This is a genomic window from Pseudodonghicola flavimaris, assembly GCF_030164425.1.
GTDB classification, from domain to species: Bacteria; Pseudomonadota; Alphaproteobacteria; order Rhodobacterales; family Rhodobacteraceae; genus Pseudodonghicola; species Pseudodonghicola flavimaris.
In genome coordinates this window covers 1-20,945 of record NZ_JASNJD010000017.1, presented here as the reverse complement: position 1 = coordinate 20,945, position 20,945 = coordinate 1, and the positions used below count along the sequence as shown (strand labels likewise).

The window sequence follows — 20,945 nt, the reverse complement described above, 5'->3', positions numbered from 1 at the left end:
ATGACCCGGACCCCGGGCGCGTTGCTGTCCGCGCTGCGGGCGGAGCCGCCGCTGGTGCAATGCATCACCAACTTCGTCGCCATGAACATCGCCGCCAATGTGCTGCTGGCGGCGGGCGCCTCGCCGGCGATGGTCTCGGATGCCGAGGAGGCGGGGGAATTCGCCCGCATCGCCGGGGCGCTGACGGTGAATATCGGCACCCTGTCGGCCCCCTTCGTTGCCGGGATGCGGGCGGCGATCGAGGGGGCGCAGGCGACCGGGAAGCCCTGGGTGCTCGATCCGGTGGCCTGCCAGGCGACGGCGCTCCGGCGGCGGACCTCGGCCGATCTGGTGGCACTGAAGCCGACGATCATCCGTGGCAATGCCTCGGAAATCCTGGCGCTGGCGGGCGAGGCGAGCCGCGGCCAGGGCGTCGACGGGCGCGATTCCGTGGCTGCGGCGGAAGACGGCGCGCGCTGGCTGGCGCAGGAGACTGGCGGCGTCGTGGCGGTGACCGGAGAGGTGGATTTCGTCACCGATGGCACCCGTGCGGTGCGGATCGCCGGCGGCTCGCCGCTGATGCCGCTGAACACCGCGCTGGGGTGTTCGCTGACCGGCCTCTGCGGCGCCTATGCGGCGGTGGCGGCCGATCCCTTCGATGCCGCGGTGGCGGCACTGGCCCATTATGCGGTGGCCGGCACCCGGGCTGAGCGGGAGGCGAGGGGGCCGGGTAGTTTCGCCCCGGCGTTCCTCGACGCGCTGCACCTGCTCACCCCGGAGACCCTCGATGCCGAGGCAGCGATCCGGCCCGTCGGTGCCGTCGGCGCGGTTCCGGCATGAGGCGGCAGATCGATCTGTCGGTCTATCTGGTGCTCGATCCCGGCCTTTGCGCCGGGATCGGCATGGTCGAGACCGCCCGCCGCGCGGTCGCGGGGGGTACCACCATGGTGCAGCTGCGCGACAAGGACGGCGGCACCGCCCGGATGGTCGAGACCGGCCGGGCGCTCAAGGCGGCGCTGGCGGGGACCGGCGCGGCGCTCATCGTCAACGACGATGTGGCGGCGGCGGTGGAGATCGGCGCCGATGGCATCCACATCGGGCAGGGCGACATGGGCGTGGCCGAGGCCCGCGCGCGGATCGGGCCGGATGCCATTCTGGGGCTGACGGTGGAACGCCCCGATCTGGCCGCCGCCGTCGATCCGGGTGCCGTCGATTACATCGGCGCCGGGCCGGTCTTCGCCACGCCGACCAAGCTGGATCACAAGACCCCGGTGGGTTTCGACGGGCTTGCCGCCCAGATCGCCGCCTCGCCGGTGCCGGCGGTGGCGATCGGCGGGCTCAAGGCGGGGCATGTCGCGGCCTCTCTTGGCGCGGGGGCGCAGGGCGTGGCGGTGGTCTCGGCGATTTGCGGCCAGCCCGATCCGGAGGCGGCCGCGCGCGAGATCGCCTGGGCGGTGGCGGCGGCACGGGGATAGTTCGCCAGAACGCCACAAGGCCAGAACGCCAGAGCCCCGGTTGGCGCCCGGCCCGATCCCCCTCGGGCCGGGTGTGATCGCTCTCGGCGATGGCTCTCGTGCACCGGGCGAGCCCGCCCGGTCAGCTGGTCCAGACCTCGTGGAAATGGTGCAGCGGCCCGTGGCCATGGCCGACATCCAGCCGGTCGGAAGCAGCCAGCGCCCCCTGCAGGTAGCTCTTGGCGCGGCCGACCGCCTGTGCCATCGGCATCCGAGGCAGCAGCGCCGCGATGGCCGCCGACAGGGTGCAGCCGGTGCCGTGATCGTTTGTCGTCGCGATACGCGGGGCGGAAAAGCTCTGCATCCCGTGAGGGCCGGCCAGCAGATCGGTGCTCTCAACGCTGCCCGCCAGATGACCGCCCTTCAGCAGCACCCAGTCGGGGCCCATGGCGCGCAGCGCGGGCAGGGCGCCTTGCATGGTCGCGGCCGTCCAGTCGTCTGCCCCGTCTCCTTCTCCGGCCCGCTCCAGGAGAACCGCCGCCTCCGGCAGGTTGGGGGTGATCACCGTGGCGAGCGGCAGCAGCTCCGTCTTCAGTGCCGCCACCGCCTCGGGGTCGAGCAGCCGGTCGCCGCTCTTCGCCACCATCACCGGATCGAACACCACATTGGCGGCGCGATGCGTGCGCAGCCGGTCGGCCACCGCGCGGATGATGCCGGCATTGGCGACCATGCCGATCTTGACCGCATCGACCCGCACGTCGTCGAAGACCGCGTCGATCTGGGCGGCGACGAAATCGGGCTCCAGCGTTACCACGCCGCGCACGCCGCAGGTGTTCTGCGCCACCACTGCGGTGATCGCGCTCATCCCATAGGCGCCGAGCGCCGAGAAGGTCTTGAGATCGGCGTGAATGCCGGCGCCGCCGGAGGGGTCGGTGCCGGCAATCGACAGGATATTGGGGATCGGGGAAGTCATCGGGCGGCCTCGTGTGTCTGAGGCCGGCAAAAGGCGGGCGCGCTCACCAGTCCCTTCGCCGGCATGATCCGGATCAGGTTCAAAGGGTCACCGCGCTGCCCGGCGGCCAGCGGGCCGCCATGCCATCGATATCTCAGCCCCTTGTCGGGGCCCCCCTCGGGTGGGGCCGTTCTAGCCTGCCGGGGCGGCCGGGGAAAGGGCGCTCAGGCGCCGGCGGCGGGATGATCCGGCCCCCAGATCCGGGCACAGTCGCGGCGCAGCTGCCGCGCCTCGCTGGCGCTGAGCCAGGCGCGGGCCGCCGCCGGATCGCCGCCCGATCGTGCCAGCGCCCGGTGCCAGGCCTTCAGCGCCGATTGCGGCGACCACGGCAGGGCGGCGCCGGCGAGCCAGCCGCGCAGCTCTGCCGGCAGCCGGTCGAAAGCGCGCATCGGATCGGCGGCGCGGGCGCGGCGGCGCAACGTGCTGCGGCTGTTGCGGTGGCGGCTACGGGTCATCCGCCGACCCCTTCGGCGAGGTCGATCACCAACAGCAGTCGGGTGTCGTCGGTCCGGGCGACGGGCGGCGAGCGGTGCAGCAGGCCACAAGGCTCCGCCCCCGGCCAGCGCTGGCCGCGAAACACACCGACCGCGCCACGCGCCATGCGAAACACCGGTTCGGGCCGGGACCCGGGGCCGGCCGGGCCGTATTCGGTGCCGTTGCCACGATAGGTGCACAACAGCCGCGCCGGCACATTGTCCAGATGGAACCGGCGGCAAGCGTCATCACCGATCACATCCAGCCGCAGCCGCAGCAGCGGGCTGTGCATCAGTCGGGAGAACCGGCGGGCGAGATCCGCGATATCGCGGCAGAGCCGGGTGCGGCCGGCCCCATCGGCGAGGCCGGAGGCGGCGCAGGCGCGCACCACCGCATCGCCGACCTCGGGCACCGCCAGCTCCGCCCGCAGCGCCGGCAACCTGTCGGCGGGCAGGCGGTCCAGCCACTGGTGAAACAGCGGATCGGGCCGCCGCTGCCAGATCGCGGCGGCGCAGCCCGGGGTCCGGATCCGCTCCAGCCCCTCGGGGGCGGCGGATTCGGCCACGGTGACGGCGGCCCTCGGCGGCCGCTTCTGCAGGAGCATCAGGCGGCCTCGGGGGCGCGGCGCCAGCCGGGGAAGGGATCGGGCAGATCGCTCCAGGCGCTGGGGTCGAAGCTGCTGTCGCTGCCGATCAGGGCGGCATCCAGCGCCGCGGTGATACCGGCCCGGTCCATGTCGAAGCCGATGAAGACCAGTTCCTGCCGGCGGTCGCCGAAGGGCTCCTGCCAGTGCCGCTCAAGATACTCGCGCGCCTGCGGGTGATCGGGCCAGCGGTCGCGCGGCACCGTCGCCCACCACATGCCCATCGGACGGACGCTGCTGAGCGCGCCGGCCAGCGAGAATTCGGCCAGCCAGTCCGGCCGGGTGGCGATCCAGAAATGCCCTTTGGCGCGGATCACCCCGGGGAGCGGGCCGTTCAGCACATCGTGGACCTTCTGCGGATCGAACGGCCGCCGCGCCCGGTAGACGAAGGAGGTGACGCCGTATTCCTCGGTTTCCGGTACGTGATCGGCGAAACCATAGAGCTCCTTGGCCCAGAGCGGGTGGTCATGGGCGGTGTCGAAATCGAACAGGCCGGTGTCGAAGATGTCCTTGCCCTCGACCTTGCCGAAGTCGGTCTCGATGATGCGGGCGTCGGGGTTCAGCGAGGTGACGATCTTGCGGGCCGCATCCAGCCGCTCGGGCCCGGCGGCGGAGACCTTGTTCAGCACCACGACATCGGAGAATTCGATCTGATCGACCAGCAGGTCGACCAGCGTGCGTTCATCGGCCTCGCCCAGGGATTCACCGCGGTCGCGGATGAAATCGTGGCTGGCGTAATCCTTCAGCAGGTTCACCGTGTCGACGACCGTCACCATGGTGTCCAGCCGTGCGACATCGGACAGGCTGTCGCCATTGGCGTCGCGGAATTCGAAGGTGGCTGCCACCGGCAGGGGTTCGGAGATACCGGTGGATTCGATCAGCAGATAGTCGAAGCGCCCCTCGTCGGCGAGCCGGCGCACCTCGGTCAGCAGATCGTCGCGCAGGGTGCAGCAGATGCAGCCGTTGGTCATCTCGACCAGTTTTTCCTCGGCATGGCTCAGCTCGGCGCCGCCGTCGCGGACCAGGTCGGCGTCGATGTTCACTTCGGACATGTCGTTGACGATCACGGCGACGCGGCGGCCGTCGCGGTTGTTCAGCACGTCATTCAGCAGCGTCGTTTTGCCGGCGCCGAGAAAGCCGGACAGAACGGTGACGGGCAGGCGGGGATCGTCGGACCTGGCAGGGGCGGGCATGGGGGGACTCCGTATGGAATTTGGTATGTTATAACGTAACATTATTGAATGACGCCGGGGCCGACAACCCCCTTCGCATCGCTGGCGAAGGGATGCAGCAAAGACACGCTCGGGGCGAAGCGGCGAACAGGGCGGCAGCAGCCGATTGACGGCACTTCCGCCCGGGGCGTAGTCTGTTCAGGTTATTAAGAGATCTGATGAGCCGCCCGGACAATTTTCCGAACGGACGGTGTTTTCGGGTCGCCTGCGGTGTGATCGGTCCCGGATCGCGGCGCCGCCGGAGACCGGGTCAGAGTAAAAAGCGAATTGTTATCTGTTTTCAGCGCGCTGACGGCTGGAGAGGCTTCATGAAGGATGATGCAGGACGACTGGGGCCGATTGGCCCCAATGATCTGGGAGTCGATGTCTTCGCCGGCCTGATCGATTTGGCGCGGCGGTCGGTTCTGTCGCTGCGGGATATCGAGGCGGTACAGCGCCACCTGAGCTCTTGCGAGATCGAACTGACCGGGATCGCGGCGCTGACCGGAGAGATCCTGCGCCACAAGCTGCGCCATGCGCGGCGGATGCCCTCGACCGCCCCGGCGGCTGGCGTGGCAATGGGCAACAGTGTGCTCAGCTATCGGATTCGCGGCCAGCAGCTGCGCGGTGGACGGCTGAGCCATCGGGCCTGGTTCCGCGCCGATCCGATGATCGTGCCTGTGCGCTCGCTGCTGGGGGCGACGCTGATCGGCGTCCGGCTGGGCGATACCGTGCCGTTGCTGCTGTCGGACGGCAGTTTCAGCGAGGTGACCTTGGTGGAGGTGCGCGCGCCGCTGTGCGAGAGGTCCCGCGCCGGCCGGGCAGAGGTTTCCGTCGGCCACGGCGGTCCCGGCGGTCTGCTGCCGACCTGAGGCCGCGCGGCCTTTCCCCTGTTTCGGTTGGGTCCGGTGCCCTGCGGCTTGTCCACGGGACAAGGCCGTGTTGCGTTTTGTCTGGTCCGGCGATCTATATATTGACAGTTGCCCCGCTTCGGCGTCAATATCCTGTTGTCTTGGTGCCCGTGACTCGTCACGGGTGAAAACGGGAAGACCGGTGAAAATCCGGCGCTGCCCCCGCAACTGTAAGCGGCAAGCCGTGACCCGCAAGCCACTGGTGCAGCGCATCGGGAAGGGCGGGGCCGGCATCCGAGCCGTGAGCCAGGAGACCTGCCAGGACGACGAGAGATCAGGCCGGGCGGTGGGTCCGGGACGTGCGACGGGACGCATCCTTCGGGGGCGGCCGACGGCGTCTCTTCCCCGCAGTCCGGCACCGAAAGACCAGACTAGGGACACTGCCATGACCATCACCGTCTATTCCAAACCGGCCTGCGTACAATGCACCGCCACCACCCGGGCGCTGGACGCCAAGGGGATTGCCTTCGATCTGGTCGATCTGACCGAGGACGCCGAGGCGATGGCCAAGGTGACCGAGCTCGGCTATCGCCAGGCGCCGGTGGTGATGGCGGGGGACGATCACTGGGCGGGCTTCCGCCCCGACAAGATCGCCGCGCTGTCCTGATCGGACCGGGGGCGCGGCCGATGGGCGGGCTTGTCTACTATTCCTCCCGCACCGGGAACACCCGCCGGTTCGTTGAGCGGCTGGGCCTGGCGGCGAGCCGCATCCCGATGGAGCCCGATGCCCCGCTGCCGGCGCCGCGGGCGCCCTTCGTCCTGATCACCCCGACCTATGCCGACGGGCAGGGGCGCGGGGCGGTCCACAAACAGGTGATCCGGTTCCTCAACGATCCGGATACCCGATGCCATCTGCGCGGCGTCATCGCCTCGGGGAACCGCAACTTCGGCCGGTTGTTCGCCTCGGCCGGCGATGTGGTCGCGCGCAAATGCGCCGTGCCGGTGCTCTATCGTTTTGAACTCGCGGGGACGGAAACCGATCTCGCCCGCGTCAGAGAAGGATTGGACAGGTTTTGGACAACGCAGTGCTCGACCGCGACGTGACCGACGCCGCACCCGCCAAGGCGGTGCCGGCGGAATGGCAGGGTCTGGATTATCACGCGCTGAACGCGATGCTGAACCTCTATGACGACCAGGGGCGCATCCGGTTCGATGCCGACCGCATGGCGGCGCGGCAGTATTTCCTGCAGCATGTGAACCAGAACACCGTCTTCTTCCACTCGCTGGAGGAGAAGCTGCGCTATCTGGTCGAGGAGGGCTATTACGAGGCCCATGTGCTGGAGCAGTATTCGACCGAGTTCCGCCGCCAGATCTGGGACGCGGCCTATGCTGCCAAGTTCCGCTTTCCGACCTTCCTCGGCGCCTTCAAATATTACACCAGCTACACGCTGAAGACCCGCGACGGCAAACGCTACCTCGAACGGTTCGAGGACCGCGTGGTGATGGTGGCGCTGACCCTGGCCCGCGGCGACGAGGCGCAGGCGATGTCGCTGATGCAGGAGATCATCGGCGGCCGGTTCCAGCCGGCGACGCCGACCTTCCTGAATGCCGGCAAGGCGCAGCGGGGCGAGCTGATCTCCTGCTTCCTGCTGCGGCTGGAAGACAACATGGAGAGCATCGGCCGCGGCATCAACTCGGCGTTGCAGCTGTCGAAGCGCGGCGGCGGCGTGGCGTTGCTGCTGACCAACATCCGCGAACACGGGGCGCCGATCAAGGGCATCGAAAACCAGTCCTCCGGCGTCATCCCGGTGATGAAACTGCTGGAGGACAGCTTCTCCTACGCCAACCAGCTGGGCGCGCGGCAGGGGGCGGGGGCGGTCTATCTGAATGCCCACCACCCGGATATCCTGCGCTTCCTCGACACCAAGCGGGAGAATGCGGATGAGAAGATCCGCATCAAGACGCTGTCGCTGGGCGTGGTGATCCCGGATATCACCTTCGAACTCGCCAAGAAGAACGAGGAGATGTACCTGTTCTCGCCGCATGACGTGGAAAAGGTCTATGGCCGGGCGTTCTCGGAAATCTCGGTCACCGAGAAGTATCACGAGATGGTCGACAACCCGCGCATCCGCAAGAAGAAGATCAACGCGCGCGCCTTCTTCCAGACCATCGCCGAGATCCAGTTCGAATCCGGCTATCCCTACATCATGTATGAGGACACGGTGAACCGCGCCAACCCGGTGGCGGGGCGGATCAACATGTCGAACCTCTGCTCTGAGATCCTGCAGGTGAACGAGGCCTCCGAATTCGACGAGGATCTCAGCTACAAGCACATGGGCACCGATATCTCCTGCAACCTCGGCTCGCTGAATATCGCCAAGGCGATGGACGGTGGCGACCTGGGCGCCACGGTCGAGGCGGCGGTGCGGGCGCTGAATGCGGTTTCCGAGATGTCGGCGATCGACGCGGTGCCCTCGATCCGGCGCGGCAACGACGAAAGCCACGCCATCGGGCTGGGCCAGATGAACCTGCACGGCTTCTTGGCGCGCGAGCGGATCCATTACGGTTCGCCCGAAGGCGTGGATTTCACCAATATCTACTTCTGCACCGTGCTCTATCACTGCCTGCGCGCCTCCAACGCGCTGGCGCGCGAGCGCGGCCGCAGCTTCGCCGGGTTCGAACGGTCGACCTATGCCGACGGTTCCTTCTTCGACAAATACGTCGACCGCGATTGGCTGCCGGAGACCGAGACGGTCCAGGCGCTGTTCGGGAAATTCGGCATCGCCGTGCCCAGCCGCGAGGATTGGGCGGCGCTGCGCGATGCGGTGATCGCCGACGGGCTCTATAACCGCAACCTGCAGGCGGTGCCGCCGACCGGCTCGATCAGCTACATCAACAACTCGACCTCCTCGATCCACCCGATCACCGCCAAGATCGAGATCCGCAAAGAAGGCAAGATCGGCCGCGTCTATTATCCGGCCGCCTTCATGACCAACGACAATCTCGAATACTACAGGGATGCCTATGAGATCGGCGCCGAGAAGATCATCGACACCTATGCGGCGGCGACCCAGCACGTCGATCAGGGGCTGTCGCTGACGCTGTTCTTCAAGGACACGGCGACGACGCGGGACATCAACCGCGCCCAGATCTACGCCTGGAAGAAGGGGATCAAGACGATCTACTACATCCGCCTGCGTCAGATGGCCCTGGAAGGGACCGAGGTGCAGGGCTGCGTGTCCTGTTCGTTGTAATCCGACGTGCCCGGGGGCCTAGCGCCCCGGGCCGCGCCCGATCCGTCCGACACGGGGCGGGTGCCTTGCCCCCACAACGCCGGGCCGGGCGCCGCCCTTCGTCCCGAATGACCTCTGCCAGAGGAATGCTGCCATGAAAGACCTCACCACCGTCCGTCCCGTCCCCCGCGCCATCAACTGGAACCGGCTGCAGGACGACAAGGATCTGGAAATCTGGAACCGCCTGACCGTCAATTTCTGGCTGCCGGAAAAGGTGCCGCTGTCGAACGACATCCCCTCCTGGTCGCAGCTGACCGAGGAGGAGCAGCGGCTGACCATCCGCGTCTTCACCGGGCTGACACTGCTCGACACCATCCAGAACACCGTCGGCGCGCCGGCGCTGATGCCCGATGCGATCACCCCGCATGAGGAGGCGGTACTGACCAATATCGCCTTCATGGAGGCGGTGCATGCGCGATCCTATTCCTCGATCTTCTCCACCCTCTGCTCCACCGCCGAGGTTGACGAGGCCTTCCGCTGGTCCGAGGAAAACCCGCATCTGCAGCAGAAATCGCGGCTGATCCTCGACGAATACGACAGCGCCTCGCATCCGCTGAAGAAGAAGATCGCCAGCGTCTTCCTCGAAGGCTTCCTGTTCTACTCTGGCTTCTACCTGCCGATGCACTGGTCCTCGCGCGCGCGGCTGACCAATACCGCCGACCTGATCCGCCTGATCATCCGCGACGAGGCGGTGCATGGCTATTACATCGGCTACAAGTACCAGCGCGGGCTGGAGGTGCTGACCGAGGCCGAGCGCAACGAGCTGAAGGATTTCGCCTTCTCGCTGATCTTCGAACTCTACGATATCGAGGGGCGCTATACCGAACAGCTCTATGACGGTCTCGGCCTCACCGAGGATGTGAAGGCCTTCCTGCATTACAACGCCAACAAGGCGCTGCAGAATCTGGGCTATGAATCGCTCTTCCCGGACGAGCTCTGCAAGGTGAATCCGGCGATCATGGCGGCGCTCAGCCCCAATGCCGACGAGAACCACGATTTCTTTTCCGGCTCCGGCTCCTCCTATGTGATCGGCAAGGCAGTGGCGACCGAGGACGAGGACTGGGATTTCTGATGACGGCCCCGACCGGTTCCGACACGCTGGCGCTGGTGCGCGCCTGGCATGAGGCCTTCGGGGTGCCGGTGGCTGGAACCCCAGGCCTCCCGGCGCAGCGCGCGGCGATGCGTCTGGCGCTTCTTGAGGAAGAGGTGGCGGAGCTGCGCGCGGCGGTGGCGACCGGCGATCTGGTCGAGGTGCTCGATGCGCTCTGCGATATCCAGTATGTGCTCGACGGCACCTTCCTGGAATTCGGCCTGCACCGGCAAAAGGCGCCCGCCATGGCAGAGGTGCACCGCTCCAACATGTCCAAGCTCGGCGCCGACGGTCGCCCGGTGCTGCGCGCCGATGGCAAGGTGCTGAAGGGGCCGGCTTTCTCGCCGCCCGATCTGGCGGCCGTGCTGGCCGCCCGGTCCGGGGACTAAGACCCCTCCGTGACAGGCGGGCCACGGCAGGCTTGCGCCTTCGATCTGGCCCAAATATCCCGGGGGAGGCGCCGCAGGCGTCGGGGGCAGAGCCCCCTTTTTTTCGACAACACATCTGTTTCAGAGACAGGCACCCGCCCTTTGGCGGGCCTTCGTGGGTCCGGGCGTTGGTGCCGCGGAAACCGCCGGGGCGCCGTCTGGTCCGGGCCTGTCGGTGCGATCGCGGCATCCCCGGCAGGCGTGGCTGCGGGCGGCCGGTTGTCCTGGCTTGCGGGCCTGGTCTCTGGCGAAGGGCTGGAGGCGGCGGGCTGGGACCGGCGGCTGCGGGCTGCGGGCCGGAGACGGATCGCGATCAAAGCATCGATGAAGCTGGCGGAAAGGCTGGCGAAAGCTGGCAACGGATCCGGAGCGGCAGGGCCGCAACGCGCGAACCCGGAGTCTCGTCTGTCTGGCTGGGATGCTGATGGCTGGCTGGCGATTTGCGAGCTGGCTGTCTTGAAACTTTATTTAGGGCGAGTCGTGAGGGCTGTCAATAAAAGCATTGAAAATCAAATAGTTGAGTGATTTTCTCAGGTGTTTTGATATGAGTTTTTCAGTCAGGTTTTCGGCCGCCGCCCCGGGACCGGCGGCGATATCCGAGGGCGGAGCGACCGATGCGGGAACATGAGCTCCACTCATAAAGTCGTTGACCAATATGAACTGGATAAGAGGATCGCAGAGGCTTAGGGTGCGGCCCTGTCATTCACCGCGCCGCTCCCGCGCACATACCGTCAGGAAATCATGTCCTCCTCTTCCCGCATTGCGAAATCTCCCGTCTTCGACCAGCTGACCGCCGCCGCCCGCGACCGCATCCTGATCCTCGACGGCGCCATGGGCACCCAGATCCAGAAACTGGGGCTGAGCGAGGGGGATTTTCACTGCAGCGGCGCCGGCTGCAGCTGTCACCTGCCGCATGGCGATGGCCAGCCGCAGCAGGGCAACAACGATCTGCTCAACCTGACCCGGCCCGAGGTGATCGAGGAGATCCACTATCGCTATGCGATGGCGGGGGCCGATATCGTCGAAACCAACACGTTTTCCTCCACCACCATCGCCCAGGCCGATTACGCGATGGAACAGGCCGTCTACGACCTGAATTTCCAGGGCGCGCGTCTGGCACGCCAGGCGATGGACCGGGCCGAGGCCGAGGATGGCCGCAAGCGTTTCGTTGCCGGCGCGCTGGGGCCGACCAACCGTACCGCCTCGATCAGCCCGGATGTGAACAACCCCGGGTATCGCGCGGTGAGCTTCGAGGATCTGCGCAAGGCCTATGGGGAACAGGCTCGTGCCCTGATCGACGGCGGCGCCGATATCCTGCTGATCGAGACGATCTTCGACACGCTGAACGCCAAGGCGGCGATTTTCGCCTGTGAGGAGATTTTCGCCGAACGCGGCCTGCGCCTGCCGGTGATGATCTCCGGCACCATCACCGACCTGTCGGGCCGTACCCTGTCGGGGCAGACCCCCACCGCCTTCTGGTATTCGGTGCGCCACGCCCAGCCGCTGACCGTGGGGCTGAACTGTGCGCTGGGGGCCGCCGCCATGCGGGCCCATTTGGCCGAGATCGCCGGCGTCGCCGACACGATGATCTGCGCCTATCCCAACGCCGGGCTGCCCAACGAGATGGGCGAATACGACGAAAGCCCCGAGGCGATGGCGGCGCAGATCGAGGAGTTCGCCCGCGAGGGGCTTTTGAACATCGTCGGCGGCTGCTGCGGCTCGACCTATGACCACATCCGCGCCATCGCCGGCGCGGTCGCGGGCTATGCGCCGCGCAAACTGCCCGAACCGCCGCGGCAGATGCGGCTGTCGGGTCTGGAGCCCTTCATGCTGACCCGCGACATTCCCTTCGTCAACGTCGGCGAGCGCACCAATGTCACCGGCTCCGCCCGGTTCCGCAAGCTGATCACCAATGCCGATTACGCCGCCGCGCTCGACGTGGCGCGCGACCAGGTGGAAAACGGCGCCCAGGTCATCGACATCAACATGGACGAGGGGCTGATCGACAGCAAACATGCGATGATCGAGTTTCTGAACCTGATCGCCGCCGAACCCGATATCGCCCGGGTGCCGATCATGATCGACAGCTCCAAATGGGAGGTGATCGAGGCCGGGCTGCGCTGTGTGCAGGGCAAGAGCATCGTCAACTCCATCTCGATGAAAGAAGGGGAGGAGGCGTTCCTGCACCATGCCCGGCTCTGCCGCGCCTATGGGGCCGCCGTGGTGGTGATGGCCTTCGACGAGGACGGCCAGGCCGATACCGAGGCGCGCAAGGTCGAGATCTGCACCCGGGCCTACCGGCTGCTGACCGAGGAGGTCGGCTTCCCGCCCGAGGATATCATCTTCGACCCCAACGTCTTCGCAGTCGCCACCGGTATCGAGGAGCATGACAATTACGGGGTCGATTTCATCGAGGCGACCCGCCGCATCGTCCAGGACTGTCCCGGGGTGCATATCTCCGGCGGGGTGTCGAACCTCAGCTTCTCGTTCCGCGGCAACGAACCGGTGCGCGAGGCGATGCACGCCGTCTTTCTCTATCACGCCATCCAGGCGGGGATGGACATGGGCATCGTCAACGCCGGCCAGCTGGCGGTCTACGACCAGATCGACCCGGAGCTGCGCGAGGCCTGCGAGGACGTGGTGCTGAACCGCACCCCGGCCAGCGGCGGCTCCGCCACCGAGAACATGCTGGAAATCGCCGAGAAATACCGTGGTCAGGGCGGTGCCAAGGGGCGCGAAAAGGACATGTCCTGGCGTGAGCTGCCGGTCGACAAGCGGCTGGAACACGCGTTGGTCAACGGCATCACCGAATTCATCGAGGCCGACACCGAAGAGGCCCGCCAGCAGGCGGAGCGCCCGCTGCATGTGATCGAAGGCCCGCTGATGGCCGGGATGAACGTGGTCGGCGATCTCTTCGGGTCGGGCAAGATGTTCCTGCCGCAGGTGGTGAAATCGGCCCGGGTGATGAAACAGGCCGTGGCGGTTCTGCTGCCCTATATGGAAGAGGAAAAGGCGCAATCTGGCGGCGACGGCCGCAGCAGCGCCGGCAAGGTGCTGATGGCGACGGTGAAGGGCGATGTGCATGACATCGGCAAGAACATCGTCGGCGTCGTGCTGGCCTGCAACAATTACGAGATCATCGATCTGGGCGTGATGGTGCCGGCTGAGAAGATCCTCGCCACCGCCAGGGCGGAGAATGTCGATGTGATCGGCCTGTCGGGTCTGATCACTCCCTCGCTCGACGAGATGGTGCATGTCGCCTCGGAGATGGAGCGCGAAGGCTTCGATATCCCGCTGCTGATCGGCGGCGCCACCACCTCCCGCGTGCATACGGCGGTGAAGATCCACCCGCGCTACGACAAGGGGCAAGCGGTCTATGTCACCGATGCCTCCCGCGCGGTGGGGGTGGTCTCCTCGCTGCTGTCGGAGGGGCAGAAGCCCGGCTATGTCGCCAATATCCAGAGCGAATATGCCGATGTGGCGGAGAAACACGCCCGCGCCGAGCTGGCCAAGAAGCGGATCACCCTGGAGCAGGCCCGCGACAACGCGCTGAAGATCGACTTCTCTGAGTACAAGGTTCCGGCGCCGAGCTTCCTCGGCACCCGCAGCTTCGACGGCTGGGACCTGGAAGAGCTCGCCGGCTATATTGACTGGACGCCGTTCTTCCAGACCTGGGAGATGAAGGGCGTCTATCCGAAGATCCTGGAGGACGAGAAACAGGGCGCCGCGGCACGGGCGCTGTTCGACGACGCCCAGGCGATGTTGGCCCGGATCATCGACGAAAAATGGTTCCACCCGCGCGCGGTGGTGGGCTTCTGGCCGGCCAATGCGGTGGGCGACGATATCCGCGTCTTCACCGATGGCACGCGGTCCGAGAGCCAGGCGACCTTCTATACCCTGCGCCAGCAAAGCGCCAAGCGTGGCGACCGACCCAATGTCGCGCTTGCGGATTTCGTTGCCCCCGAAGGCCAGGCGCCGGATTACATCGGCGGCTTCGTGGTGACCGCCGGGGTCGAGGAGATCGCCATCGCCGAAGCCTTCGAGCACAAGAACGACGATTATTCCTCGATCATGGTCAAGGCGCTGGCCGACCGTTTCGCCGAGGCCTTCGCCGAGCGGATGCACCAGATGGTCCGCAAGGAGCTCTGGGGCTATGCCCGCGACGAGGACAGCTCCAACGCCGATTTGATCGCCGAACGCTACGCCGGGATCCGGCCCGCTCCGGGCTATCCGGCGCAGCCCGATCACACCGAGAAGGCGACGCTCTTCGAGCTTCTGGATGCCACCGCTGCCACCGGGGTGGAGCTGACCGAAAGCTATGCCATGTGGCCCGGCTCCTCGGTCTCGGGGCTCTATATCGGCCATCCCGACAGCTATTACTTCGGCGTGGCGAAGGTGGAGCGCGATCAGGTTCAGGACTACGCCGCGCGCAAGGGCATGGATGTGGCCGAGGTCGAGCGCTGGCTGGCGCCGATCCTGAACTACACCCCGGGCGATGCGGCCGCCATCGCCGCCGAATGATCCGGCGCTGAGGCGTGGCCGGCGGCCGAGGCCGCCGGCGGAAGGAGGGGGCCGTCTGCCCCCTCTTGGCCCTGCCGGGCCAATTCACCCCCGAGGATATTTGTTTCCAGGTCGAAGACAGTAGCGGTTTGTTAATCGGGCGCCGGCAGAGTGGGTCTGCGGTACAGGCGGGGACGCCGATGACCGTCCAGGTCGAAGGCACCCGGTTCCGCGCCAGCGACAAAGCGCCGGATCGGGTGTCTTTGCACTGGGGCCCCTTCGATCTGGCCCAAATATCCCGGGGGAGGCGCCGCAGGCGCCGGGGGCAGAGCCCCCTGCCACCACCGGACTTGTGGCGGGAGGTCGAGGGGTGATAGCTCTGATCCGCCTGCCGCGCGGCCCGCGCGGCCAGACTGGAGAGCCCCGCCCATGACCCAAGACACTGCGCCGCGTCTGACCCAGAACCCGCATGCCACGCGGGAGCCGCGCGAGAAGAACCTGGAGCTCGCCATCGGCCGGCAGGTGCGGGAGCTGCGCAAACGGGCGCGGATGACCGGCTCCGACCTGGCGCAGCAGACCGGGCTGTCGGTGGGCATGTTGTCGAAGATCGAGAATGGTGTGATCTCCCCCTCGCTCAATACCCTGCAGGCGCTGGCCCACGCCCTGCGGGTTCCGCTGACGCAGTTGTTCTCCGGTTTCGAGGAGGAGCATGGCTGCGTCCATATCAAGGCCGGCAGCGGGGTCGAGGTGGACCGCGCCGGCACCCGGGCCGGGCATCAGTACACGCTTCTGGGCCATATCGGTTCGAACAGCTCGGGGGTCGTGGTCGAACCCTATGTCATCACCCTCTCGACCGAGAGCGACCGCTTCCCGGCCTTTCAGCACGAGGGGATGGAGTTTCTCTACATGCTGGAAGGGGTGGTGGATTATCGCCATGGCGAGGCGATCTACCGGCTGGAGCCGGGCGACAGCCTGTTGTTCGATTCCGATGCGCCGCACGGGCCGGAGGGGCTGGTCGAGCTGCCGGCGCGTTATCTGTCGATCATCACCTATCCACAGAAGACCTGACCCGGCAGCGCGCCGTCTGCCCAGAAAGCGGGCAGGGGGCGGGCGCTTTCCCACCAAGGTGAGAAATTTCCTGAAAAGAAAATTTATGTCTTGAAGGGCAACTCTGTCTTCCGTTAGCTAAGGCTGAGCGACAGATGAGTCGCGCCACGACGGAGACAAACATGTGCGGCATCGTTGGCCTGTTCCTGAAAAAGGATGATTTGCGCCCGCGTCTGGGTGACATGCTGACCGATATGCTCATCACCATGACCGACCGCGGCCCCGACAGTGCCGGGATCGCGATCTATGGCGATGAAGCGGACGGTCTGAAGATGACCATTCAGTCCGATACCCCTGAAACCGATTTCGCCGGGCTCGACGGCGCGCTGGAAGCGGCGCTGGGGCAGCGGGTGACCCTGCAGGTGATCGACACCCATGCGGTGTTGGGCCTGCCCGAGGGCAGCGAGGCCGCAGCGCGCGCCTTCCTCGAGGAGAAGGGCATCCGGGTGATGGGCGCCGGCACGGCGATGGAGATCTTCAAGGAGGTCGGCCTGCCCAAGGATGTGGCGGCCCGCTTTGGCATCCGCGCCATGGGGGGCAGCCACGGTATCGGCCACACCCGCATGGCCACCGAAAGCGCCGTCACCACCCTGGGGGCGCACCCGTTTTCCACCGATGACGACCAGTGCCTGGTGCACAACGGGTCGCTGTCGAACCACAACCAGATGCGCCGGGTGCTGACCGAGAAGGGCTTCGCCCCCAAGACCGAGAACGATACCGAGGTCGCGGCCTGCTACATCTCTTCGCGGCTGGCCGAGGGCGCCAACCTGGGCGAGGCGCTGGAAGGCACGCTGGAGGACCTGGACGGGTTCTTCACCTTCGTCGTCGGCACCAAGAACGGCTTCGGCGTGGTGCGCGATCCGATCGCCTGCAAACCCGCGGTGATGGCGGAGACCGAGGATTACGTCGCCTTCGGCTCGGAGTACCGGGCGCTGGCCAATCTGCCGGGGATCGAGACCGCCCGTGTCTGGGAACCCGAACCCGCAACCGTCTATTTCTGGGAGCGTTGAGAATGCCCGTACTGGACATGTCCGAAACCCCGCTGCGCGAGGTCAACACCACCCTGCAGGCCGCCGCCAAATCGCTGGCGAACGAGGCCTATGTGATCGAGAACCCGCGTGGCTCCCATGCCATGGCGGTGGGGCTGGATGGCCCGCTCGAGGTCACTGTCAAGGGCTCGACCGGCTACTACTGCGCCGGGATGAACAAGGAAGCCACCGTGCATGTCGAAGGCTCTGCCGGGCCGGGCGTGGCGGAGAACATGATGTCGGGCACCGTCATCATCGACGGCGATGCCAGCCAGTACGCCGGGGCCACCGGCCACGGCGGCCTGCTGGTGGTCAAGGGCAACGCCTCGTCGCGCTGCGGCATCTCGATGAAGGGGATCGACATCGTGGTGCATGGCAATGTCGGCCATATGTCGGCCTTCATGGCGCAGAAGGGCAACCTGGTGGTGCTGGGCGACGCCGGCGACGCGCTGGGGGATTCGCTCTACGAGGCGCGGCTTTTCGTGCGCGGCTCGGTCAAATCGCTGGGCGCCGACTGCGTCGAGAAGGAGATGCGGCCCGAGCATCTGGCTGTGCTGAAGGAGCTGCTGGCAAAAGCCGGCGCCGATGCCAAGCCGGAAGAGTTCAAGCGTTATGGCTCTGCCCGCAAGCTCTATAATTTCAACATCGACCACGCCGGCGAATACTGAGGAGCGCGACATGGACAAGACACCGCATACCGAACCGCGCCAATCCTGGACCTTTTCCAACGAGATCAACTCGGAAATCCGCCGGGCGGCGGCGACCGGCATCTACGACATCCGCGGCGGCGGGGCGAAACGGCGGGTGCCGCATTTCGATGACCTGCTGTTCCTCGGCGCCTCGATGTCGCGCTATCCGCTGGAAGGCTACCGCGAGAAATGCGGCACCGAGGTGGTTTTGGGCACCCGTTTCGCCAAGAAGCCGATTGAGCTGAAGATCCCGGTGACCATCGCGGGGATGTCCTTCGGCGCGCTCTCGGGCAACGCCAAGGAGGCCCTGGGCCGTGGCGCCACCATGGCCGGCACCTCCACCACCACCGGCGACGGTGGCATGACCGAGGAAGAGCGCGGCCATTCCGAGAAGTTGGTCTATCAGTATCTGCCGTCGCGCTACGGCATGAACCCCGACGACCTGCGCCGCGCCGATGCCATCGAGGTCGTGGTGGGGCAGGGCGCCAAGCCGGGCGGCGGCGGCATGCTGCTGGGGCAGAAGATCACCGAACGGGTCGCCGGCATGCGCGATCTGCCGGTGGGGATCGACCAGCGCTCCGCCTGCCGGCATCCGGACTGGACCGGCCCCGACGATCTGGAAATCAAGATCCTGGAGCTGCGCGAGATCACCAACTGGGAAAAGCCCATCTACATCAAGGTGGGCGGCGCGCGACCCTATTACGACACCGCGCTGGCGGTGAAGGCCGGCGCCGATGTGGTGGTTCTGGACGGCATGCAGGGCGGCACCGCAGCGACCCAGGATGTGTTCATCGAACATGTCGGCCAGCCGACGCTGGCCTGTATCCGCCCGGCGGTGAAGGCGCTGCAGGATCTGGGTATGCACCGCAAGGTGCAACTGGTGGTCTCGGGCGGTATCCGCACCGGCGCCGATGTCGCCAAGGCGCTGGCGCTGGGGGCCGATGCGGTCTCGATCGGCACTGCGGCGCTGATCGCGCTCGGCGACAACGACCCGAAATGGGAAGCCGAATACCAGAAGCTGGGCACCACCACCGGCGCCTATGACGACTGGCACGAGGGCCGCGATCCCGCCGGTATCACCACCCAGGATCCGGAGCTGGCGGCGCGGCTCGACCCGATCGAAGCGGGCCGGCGTCTGCGCAACTACCTGAGCGTGCTGACGCTGGAATGTCAGACCATCGCGCGCGCCTGCGGCAAGAGCCACGTGCACAACCTGGAGCCGGAGGATCTCTGCGCGCTGACCATCGAAGCCGCCGCCATGGCCGGTGTGCCGCTGGCCGGCACCAGCTGGATCCCGGGCCAGTCCGGCTTCTGAACCGGAACATGAGGCGGGGGGAAACCTCCGCCTTTTTAGATACAACAGGGGAAACCGAGGATAATCCGATGACCGATCTCGCCGCCTTCGCCAAGGAGAAGGGCGTTAAGTATTTCATGATCTCCTACACCGATCTGTTCGGGGGCCAGCGGGCCAAGCTGGTGCCGGCACAGGCGATCGCGGACATGCAGGAGGATGGCGCCGGCTTCGCCGGCTTCGCCACCTGGCTCGACATGACGCCGGCGCATCCCGACATGCTGGCGGTGCCGGACCCCGCGACGGCGATCCAGCTGCCGTGGAAGCCGGAGGTCGCCTGGGTCGCGGCCAACTGCGTGATGGAGGACGCCGAGGTCGCCCAGGCGCCGCGCAACGTGCTGCGCCGGCTGATCGCCGAGGCGGCAGAGGCCGGACTCAGGGTCAAGACCGGGATCGAGGCGGAGTTCTTCCTGCTGACGCCCGAGGGCGACAAAATCTCCGATCCCGCCGATACCGCCGCCAAGCCCTGCTATGACCAGCAGGCGGTGATGCGCCGCTACGACGTGATCTCCGAGATCTGCGATTACATGCTGGAGCTGGGCTGGGGTCCCTATCAGAACGACCACGAGGACGCCAATGGCCAGTTCGAGATGAACTGGGAATTCGCCGACGCCCTGGTCACCGCCGATCGCCACAGCTTCTTCAAGTTCATGGTGAAATCGGTCGCCGAGAAACACGGCCTGCGCGCCACCTTCATGCCGAAACCGATCGAGGGGCTCACCGGCAACGGTTGCCACGCCCATGTCTCGGTCTGGGATCTGGACGGCAAGACCAATGCCTTCGCCTCGAAGGACGGCACCGGCCAGACCGGTGAGGTCGGGCTCTCCGAACAGGGGGCGCATTTCCTCGGCGGCATCATGAAACATGCCGAGGCGCTGGCGGCGATCACCAACCCCACCGTCAACAGCTACAAGCGCATCAACGCGCCGCGCACCATGTCGGGGGCGACCTGGGCCCCGAATACGGTGACTTGGACCGGCAACAACCGCACTCATATGGTGCGGGTCCCGGGCCCGGGCCGGTTCGAACTGCGGCTGCCTGACGGGGCGGTGAACCCCTATCTGCTGCAGGCGGTGATCATCGCCGCTGGTCTCTCCGGCATCCGGTCCAAGGCCGATCCGGGGCCGCGATACGACATCGACATGTATGCCGAAGGCCACAAGGTCGAGGGCGCGCCGAAGCTGCCGCTGAACCTGCTCGACGCGATCCGCTCCTTCGACGCCGATGCCGGGCTGAAGGAGATGATGGGGGCGGAGTTCTCGGCCTCCTACATGAAGATGAAGATGCAGGAGTGGAACTCCTTCGTCTCGCATTTCTCCCATTGGGAGCGTGAGAACACGCTGGACATCTGATCCCCCGTCTCTGCGGCCGGTCCGACCGGCCGCCGCGCCCCCGCCCGATCTCCCCCGGGCGGGGGCGTTTCCGTTTCGGCCAGGCGACAGCAAGGACGACAGCAAAACGGGCGGCGACCGCGTGGTCCCGCCCGTATTTTGAGAGCCTGTCTGGAGTGTCCGTGTTGAAACGGCGCCGCTCTACCCCCGGCTCTTTTTCTGGCCCCAAATATCCCGGGGAAGGTGCCCGTCCGGGCGGCGGGGGCAGCGCCCCCATCGCCCTTGGGCCTCAGCCCATCCGTTCGGAGGCGTAGGAGCCCGGGCTTGCCGGGAAGACCACCGTCTTGTTGCCGTTCAGGAACACCCGGCGGTGGATATGGGCGTGGATCGCCCGGGCCAGCACCTGGCTTTCCACGTCGCGGCCGAGGCTGACGTAATCGCTCGCCGATTGCGCATGGGTCACCCGCACCGTGTCCTGTTCGATGATCGGGCCCTCGTCCAGGT

At 66.6% G+C, this 20,945-nt stretch carries 18 protein-coding genes, 1 pseudogene and 2 riboswitches; of the genes and pseudogenes, 14 read left to right on the top strand and 5 right to left on the bottom strand.

Annotated features, from left to right (window positions below):
* Both thiM and thiE read left to right on the top strand, forming a co-directional pair.
* Nucleotides 1-819: a hydroxyethylthiazole kinase gene (gene thiM, locus QO033_RS18460; protein ID WP_284482442.1), complete on the top strand. Its 819-nt coding sequence runs from the start codon at nt 1-3 to the stop codon at nt 817-819.
* Nucleotides 816-1,454, top strand: a complete 639-nt coding sequence (thiE, locus tag QO033_RS18455) for a thiamine phosphate synthase (protein WP_284482441.1) — start codon at nt 816-818, stop codon at nt 1,452-1,454. The genes thiM and thiE overlap by 4 nt, the downstream gene beginning before the upstream one ends.
* A 121-nt stretch (nt 1,455-1,575) precedes the next feature.
* On the opposite strand, the gene thiD is transcribed toward thiE, so the two are convergent.
* The 4 genes from thiD to zigA all read right to left on the bottom strand — a co-directional run bounded on the left by thiD (nt 1,576) and on the right by zigA (nt 4,755).
* On the bottom strand, nt 1,576-2,406 hold the full coding sequence (gene thiD / locus QO033_RS18450) for a bifunctional hydroxymethylpyrimidine kinase/phosphomethylpyrimidine kinase (RefSeq protein ID WP_284482440.1): 831 nt from the start codon (nt 2,404-2,406) through the stop codon (nt 1,576-1,578).
* Nucleotides 2,407-2,451: 45 nt separating this feature from the next.
* Nucleotides 2,452-2,568, bottom strand: a riboswitch (TPP riboswitch).
* 41 nt (nt 2,569-2,609) lie between these two features.
* The gene (locus QO033_RS18445) at nt 2,610-2,900 is read right to left on the bottom strand and encodes a DUF6525 family protein (protein WP_284482439.1); all 291 of its coding nucleotides are present in this window, start codon (nt 2,898-2,900) and stop codon (nt 2,610-2,612) included.
* Nucleotides 2,897-3,523: a DUF1826 domain-containing protein gene (locus tag QO033_RS18440; RefSeq protein ID WP_284482438.1), complete on the bottom strand. Its 627-nt coding sequence runs from the start codon at nt 3,521-3,523 to the stop codon at nt 2,897-2,899. The genes QO033_RS18445 and QO033_RS18440 overlap by 4 nt, the downstream gene beginning before the upstream one ends.
* A complete protein-coding gene (gene zigA / locus QO033_RS18435) occupies nt 3,523-4,755 on the bottom strand; it encodes a zinc metallochaperone GTPase ZigA (protein WP_284482437.1) in 1,233 nt (410 codons plus the stop codon). Before zigA ends, QO033_RS18440 begins: the two co-directional genes overlap by 1 nt.
* Before the next feature lie 347 nt (nt 4,756-5,102).
* Between zigA and QO033_RS18430 the strand changes: the two genes are divergently transcribed.
* The 12 genes from QO033_RS18430 to glnT all read left to right on the top strand — a co-directional run bounded on the left by QO033_RS18430 (nt 5,103) and on the right by glnT (nt 20,462).
* Nucleotides 5,103-5,645, top strand: a complete 543-nt coding sequence (locus tag QO033_RS18430; RefSeq protein WP_284482436.1) for a hypothetical protein — start codon at nt 5,103-5,105, stop codon at nt 5,643-5,645.
* A 124-nt stretch (nt 5,646-5,769) separates the two neighbouring features.
* Nucleotides 5,770-5,961: riboswitch (cobalamin riboswitch) on the top strand.
* A 108-nt stretch (nt 5,962-6,069) separates the two neighbouring features.
* Nucleotides 6,070-6,291 (top strand): glutaredoxin-like protein NrdH, encoded by a 222-nt coding sequence (nrdH, locus tag QO033_RS18425; RefSeq protein ID WP_284482435.1) that lies wholly within the window; start codon nt 6,070-6,072, stop codon nt 6,289-6,291.
* 20 nt (nt 6,292-6,311) lie between these two features.
* On the top strand, nt 6,312-6,728 hold the full coding sequence (gene nrdI, locus QO033_RS18420; RefSeq protein ID WP_284482434.1) for a class Ib ribonucleoside-diphosphate reductase assembly flavoprotein NrdI: 417 nt from the start codon (nt 6,312-6,314) through the stop codon (nt 6,726-6,728).
* A 68-nt stretch (nt 6,729-6,796) separates the two neighbouring features.
* On the top strand, nt 6,797-8,878 hold the full coding sequence (nrdE, locus tag QO033_RS18415; protein ID WP_321170052.1) for a class 1b ribonucleoside-diphosphate reductase subunit alpha: 2,082 nt from the start codon (nt 6,797-6,799) through the stop codon (nt 8,876-8,878).
* Nucleotides 8,879-9,011: 133 nt separating this feature from the next.
* Nucleotides 9,012-9,989 carry a class 1b ribonucleoside-diphosphate reductase subunit beta gene (gene nrdF, locus QO033_RS18410; protein ID WP_284482432.1) on the top strand — a complete coding sequence of 326 codons (978 nt, stop codon included), beginning with the start codon at nt 9,012-9,014 and terminating at the stop codon, nt 9,987-9,989.
* Complete coding sequence (locus QO033_RS18405; protein WP_284482431.1) at nt 9,989-10,396, top strand: nucleoside triphosphate pyrophosphohydrolase family protein; 408 nt, start codon at nt 9,989-9,991, stop codon at nt 10,394-10,396. Before nrdF ends, QO033_RS18405 begins: the two co-directional genes overlap by 1 nt.
* A gap of 780 nt (nt 10,397-11,176) precedes the next feature.
* The gene (metH, locus tag QO033_RS18400) at nt 11,177-14,956 is read left to right on the top strand and encodes a methionine synthase (protein ID WP_284482430.1); all 3,780 of its coding nucleotides are present in this window, start codon (nt 11,177-11,179) and stop codon (nt 14,954-14,956) included.
* 408 nt (nt 14,957-15,364) lie between these two features.
* On the top strand, nt 15,365-16,003 hold the full coding sequence (locus QO033_RS18395) for a helix-turn-helix domain-containing protein (protein ID WP_284482429.1): 639 nt from the start codon (nt 15,365-15,367) through the stop codon (nt 16,001-16,003).
* 161 nt (nt 16,004-16,164) lie between these two features.
* Complete coding sequence (locus QO033_RS18390) at nt 16,165-17,052, top strand: class II glutamine amidotransferase (protein ID WP_284482428.1); 888 nt, start codon at nt 16,165-16,167, stop codon at nt 17,050-17,052.
* Nucleotides 17,053-17,054: 2 nt separating this feature from the next.
* A complete protein-coding gene (locus QO033_RS18385; RefSeq protein ID WP_284482427.1) occupies nt 17,055-17,738 on the top strand; it encodes a GXGXG domain-containing protein in 684 nt (227 codons plus the stop codon).
* A gap of 10 nt (nt 17,739-17,748) precedes the next feature.
* Nucleotides 17,749-19,074 carry an FMN-binding glutamate synthase family protein gene (locus QO033_RS18380; protein ID WP_284482426.1) on the top strand — a complete coding sequence of 442 codons (1,326 nt, stop codon included), beginning with the start codon at nt 17,749-17,751 and terminating at the stop codon, nt 19,072-19,074.
* Nucleotides 19,075-19,142: 68 nt separating this feature from the next.
* Nucleotides 19,143-20,462, top strand: a complete 1,320-nt coding sequence (gene glnT / locus QO033_RS18375) for a type III glutamate--ammonia ligase (protein WP_284482425.1) — start codon at nt 19,143-19,145, stop codon at nt 20,460-20,462.
* A 268-nt stretch (nt 20,463-20,730) separates the two neighbouring features.
* Here the strand turns inward: glnT and purU are convergent.
* A pseudogene (purU, locus tag QO033_RS18370) lies at nt 20,731-20,945 on the bottom strand (formyltetrahydrofolate deformylase); the annotation flags it as partial.

Coding starts and splice junctions, on each gene's coding strand:
- QO033_RS18385 (WP_284482427.1), top strand. CDS start 17,055: ATGCCCGTACTGGACATGTCCGAAACCCCGCTGCGCGAGGTCAACACC.
- nrdF (WP_284482432.1), top strand. CDS start 9,012: ATGAAAGACCTCACCACCGTCCGTCCCGTCCCCCGCGCCATCAACTGG.
- glnT (WP_284482425.1), top strand. CDS start 19,143: ATGACCGATCTCGCCGCCTTCGCCAAGGAGAAGGGCGTTAAGTATTTC.
- thiD (WP_284482440.1), bottom strand. CDS start 2,406: ATGACTTCCCCGATCCCCAATATCCTGTCGATTGCCGGCACCGACCCC.
- QO033_RS18380 (WP_284482426.1), top strand. CDS start 17,749: ATGGACAAGACACCGCATACCGAACCGCGCCAATCCTGGACCTTTTCC.
- QO033_RS18390 (WP_284482428.1), top strand. CDS start 16,165: ATGTGCGGCATCGTTGGCCTGTTCCTGAAAAAGGATGATTTGCGCCCG.
- QO033_RS18405 (WP_284482431.1), top strand. CDS start 9,989: ATGACGGCCCCGACCGGTTCCGACACGCTGGCGCTGGTGCGCGCCTGG.
- metH (WP_284482430.1), top strand. CDS start 11,177: ATGTCCTCCTCTTCCCGCATTGCGAAATCTCCCGTCTTCGACCAGCTG.
- QO033_RS18430 (WP_284482436.1), top strand. CDS start 5,103: ATGAAGGATGATGCAGGACGACTGGGGCCGATTGGCCCCAATGATCTG.
- QO033_RS18440 (WP_284482438.1), bottom strand. CDS start 3,523: ATGCTCCTGCAGAAGCGGCCGCCGAGGGCCGCCGTCACCGTGGCCGAA.
- thiM (WP_284482442.1), top strand. CDS start 1: ATGACCCGGACCCCGGGCGCGTTGCTGTCCGCGCTGCGGGCGGAGCCG.
- thiE (WP_284482441.1), top strand. CDS start 816: ATGAGGCGGCAGATCGATCTGTCGGTCTATCTGGTGCTCGATCCCGGC.
- zigA (WP_284482437.1), bottom strand. CDS start 4,755: ATGCCCGCCCCTGCCAGGTCCGACGATCCCCGCCTGCCCGTCACCGTT.
- QO033_RS18395 (WP_284482429.1), top strand. CDS start 15,365: ATGACCCAAGACACTGCGCCGCGTCTGACCCAGAACCCGCATGCCACG.
- nrdE (WP_321170052.1), top strand. CDS start 6,797: ATGCTGAACCTCTATGACGACCAGGGGCGCATCCGGTTCGATGCCGAC.
- nrdH (WP_284482435.1), top strand. CDS start 6,070: ATGACCATCACCGTCTATTCCAAACCGGCCTGCGTACAATGCACCGCC.
- nrdI (WP_284482434.1), top strand. CDS start 6,312: ATGGGCGGGCTTGTCTACTATTCCTCCCGCACCGGGAACACCCGCCGG.
- QO033_RS18445 (WP_284482439.1), bottom strand. CDS start 2,900: ATGACCCGTAGCCGCCACCGCAACAGCCGCAGCACGTTGCGCCGCCGC.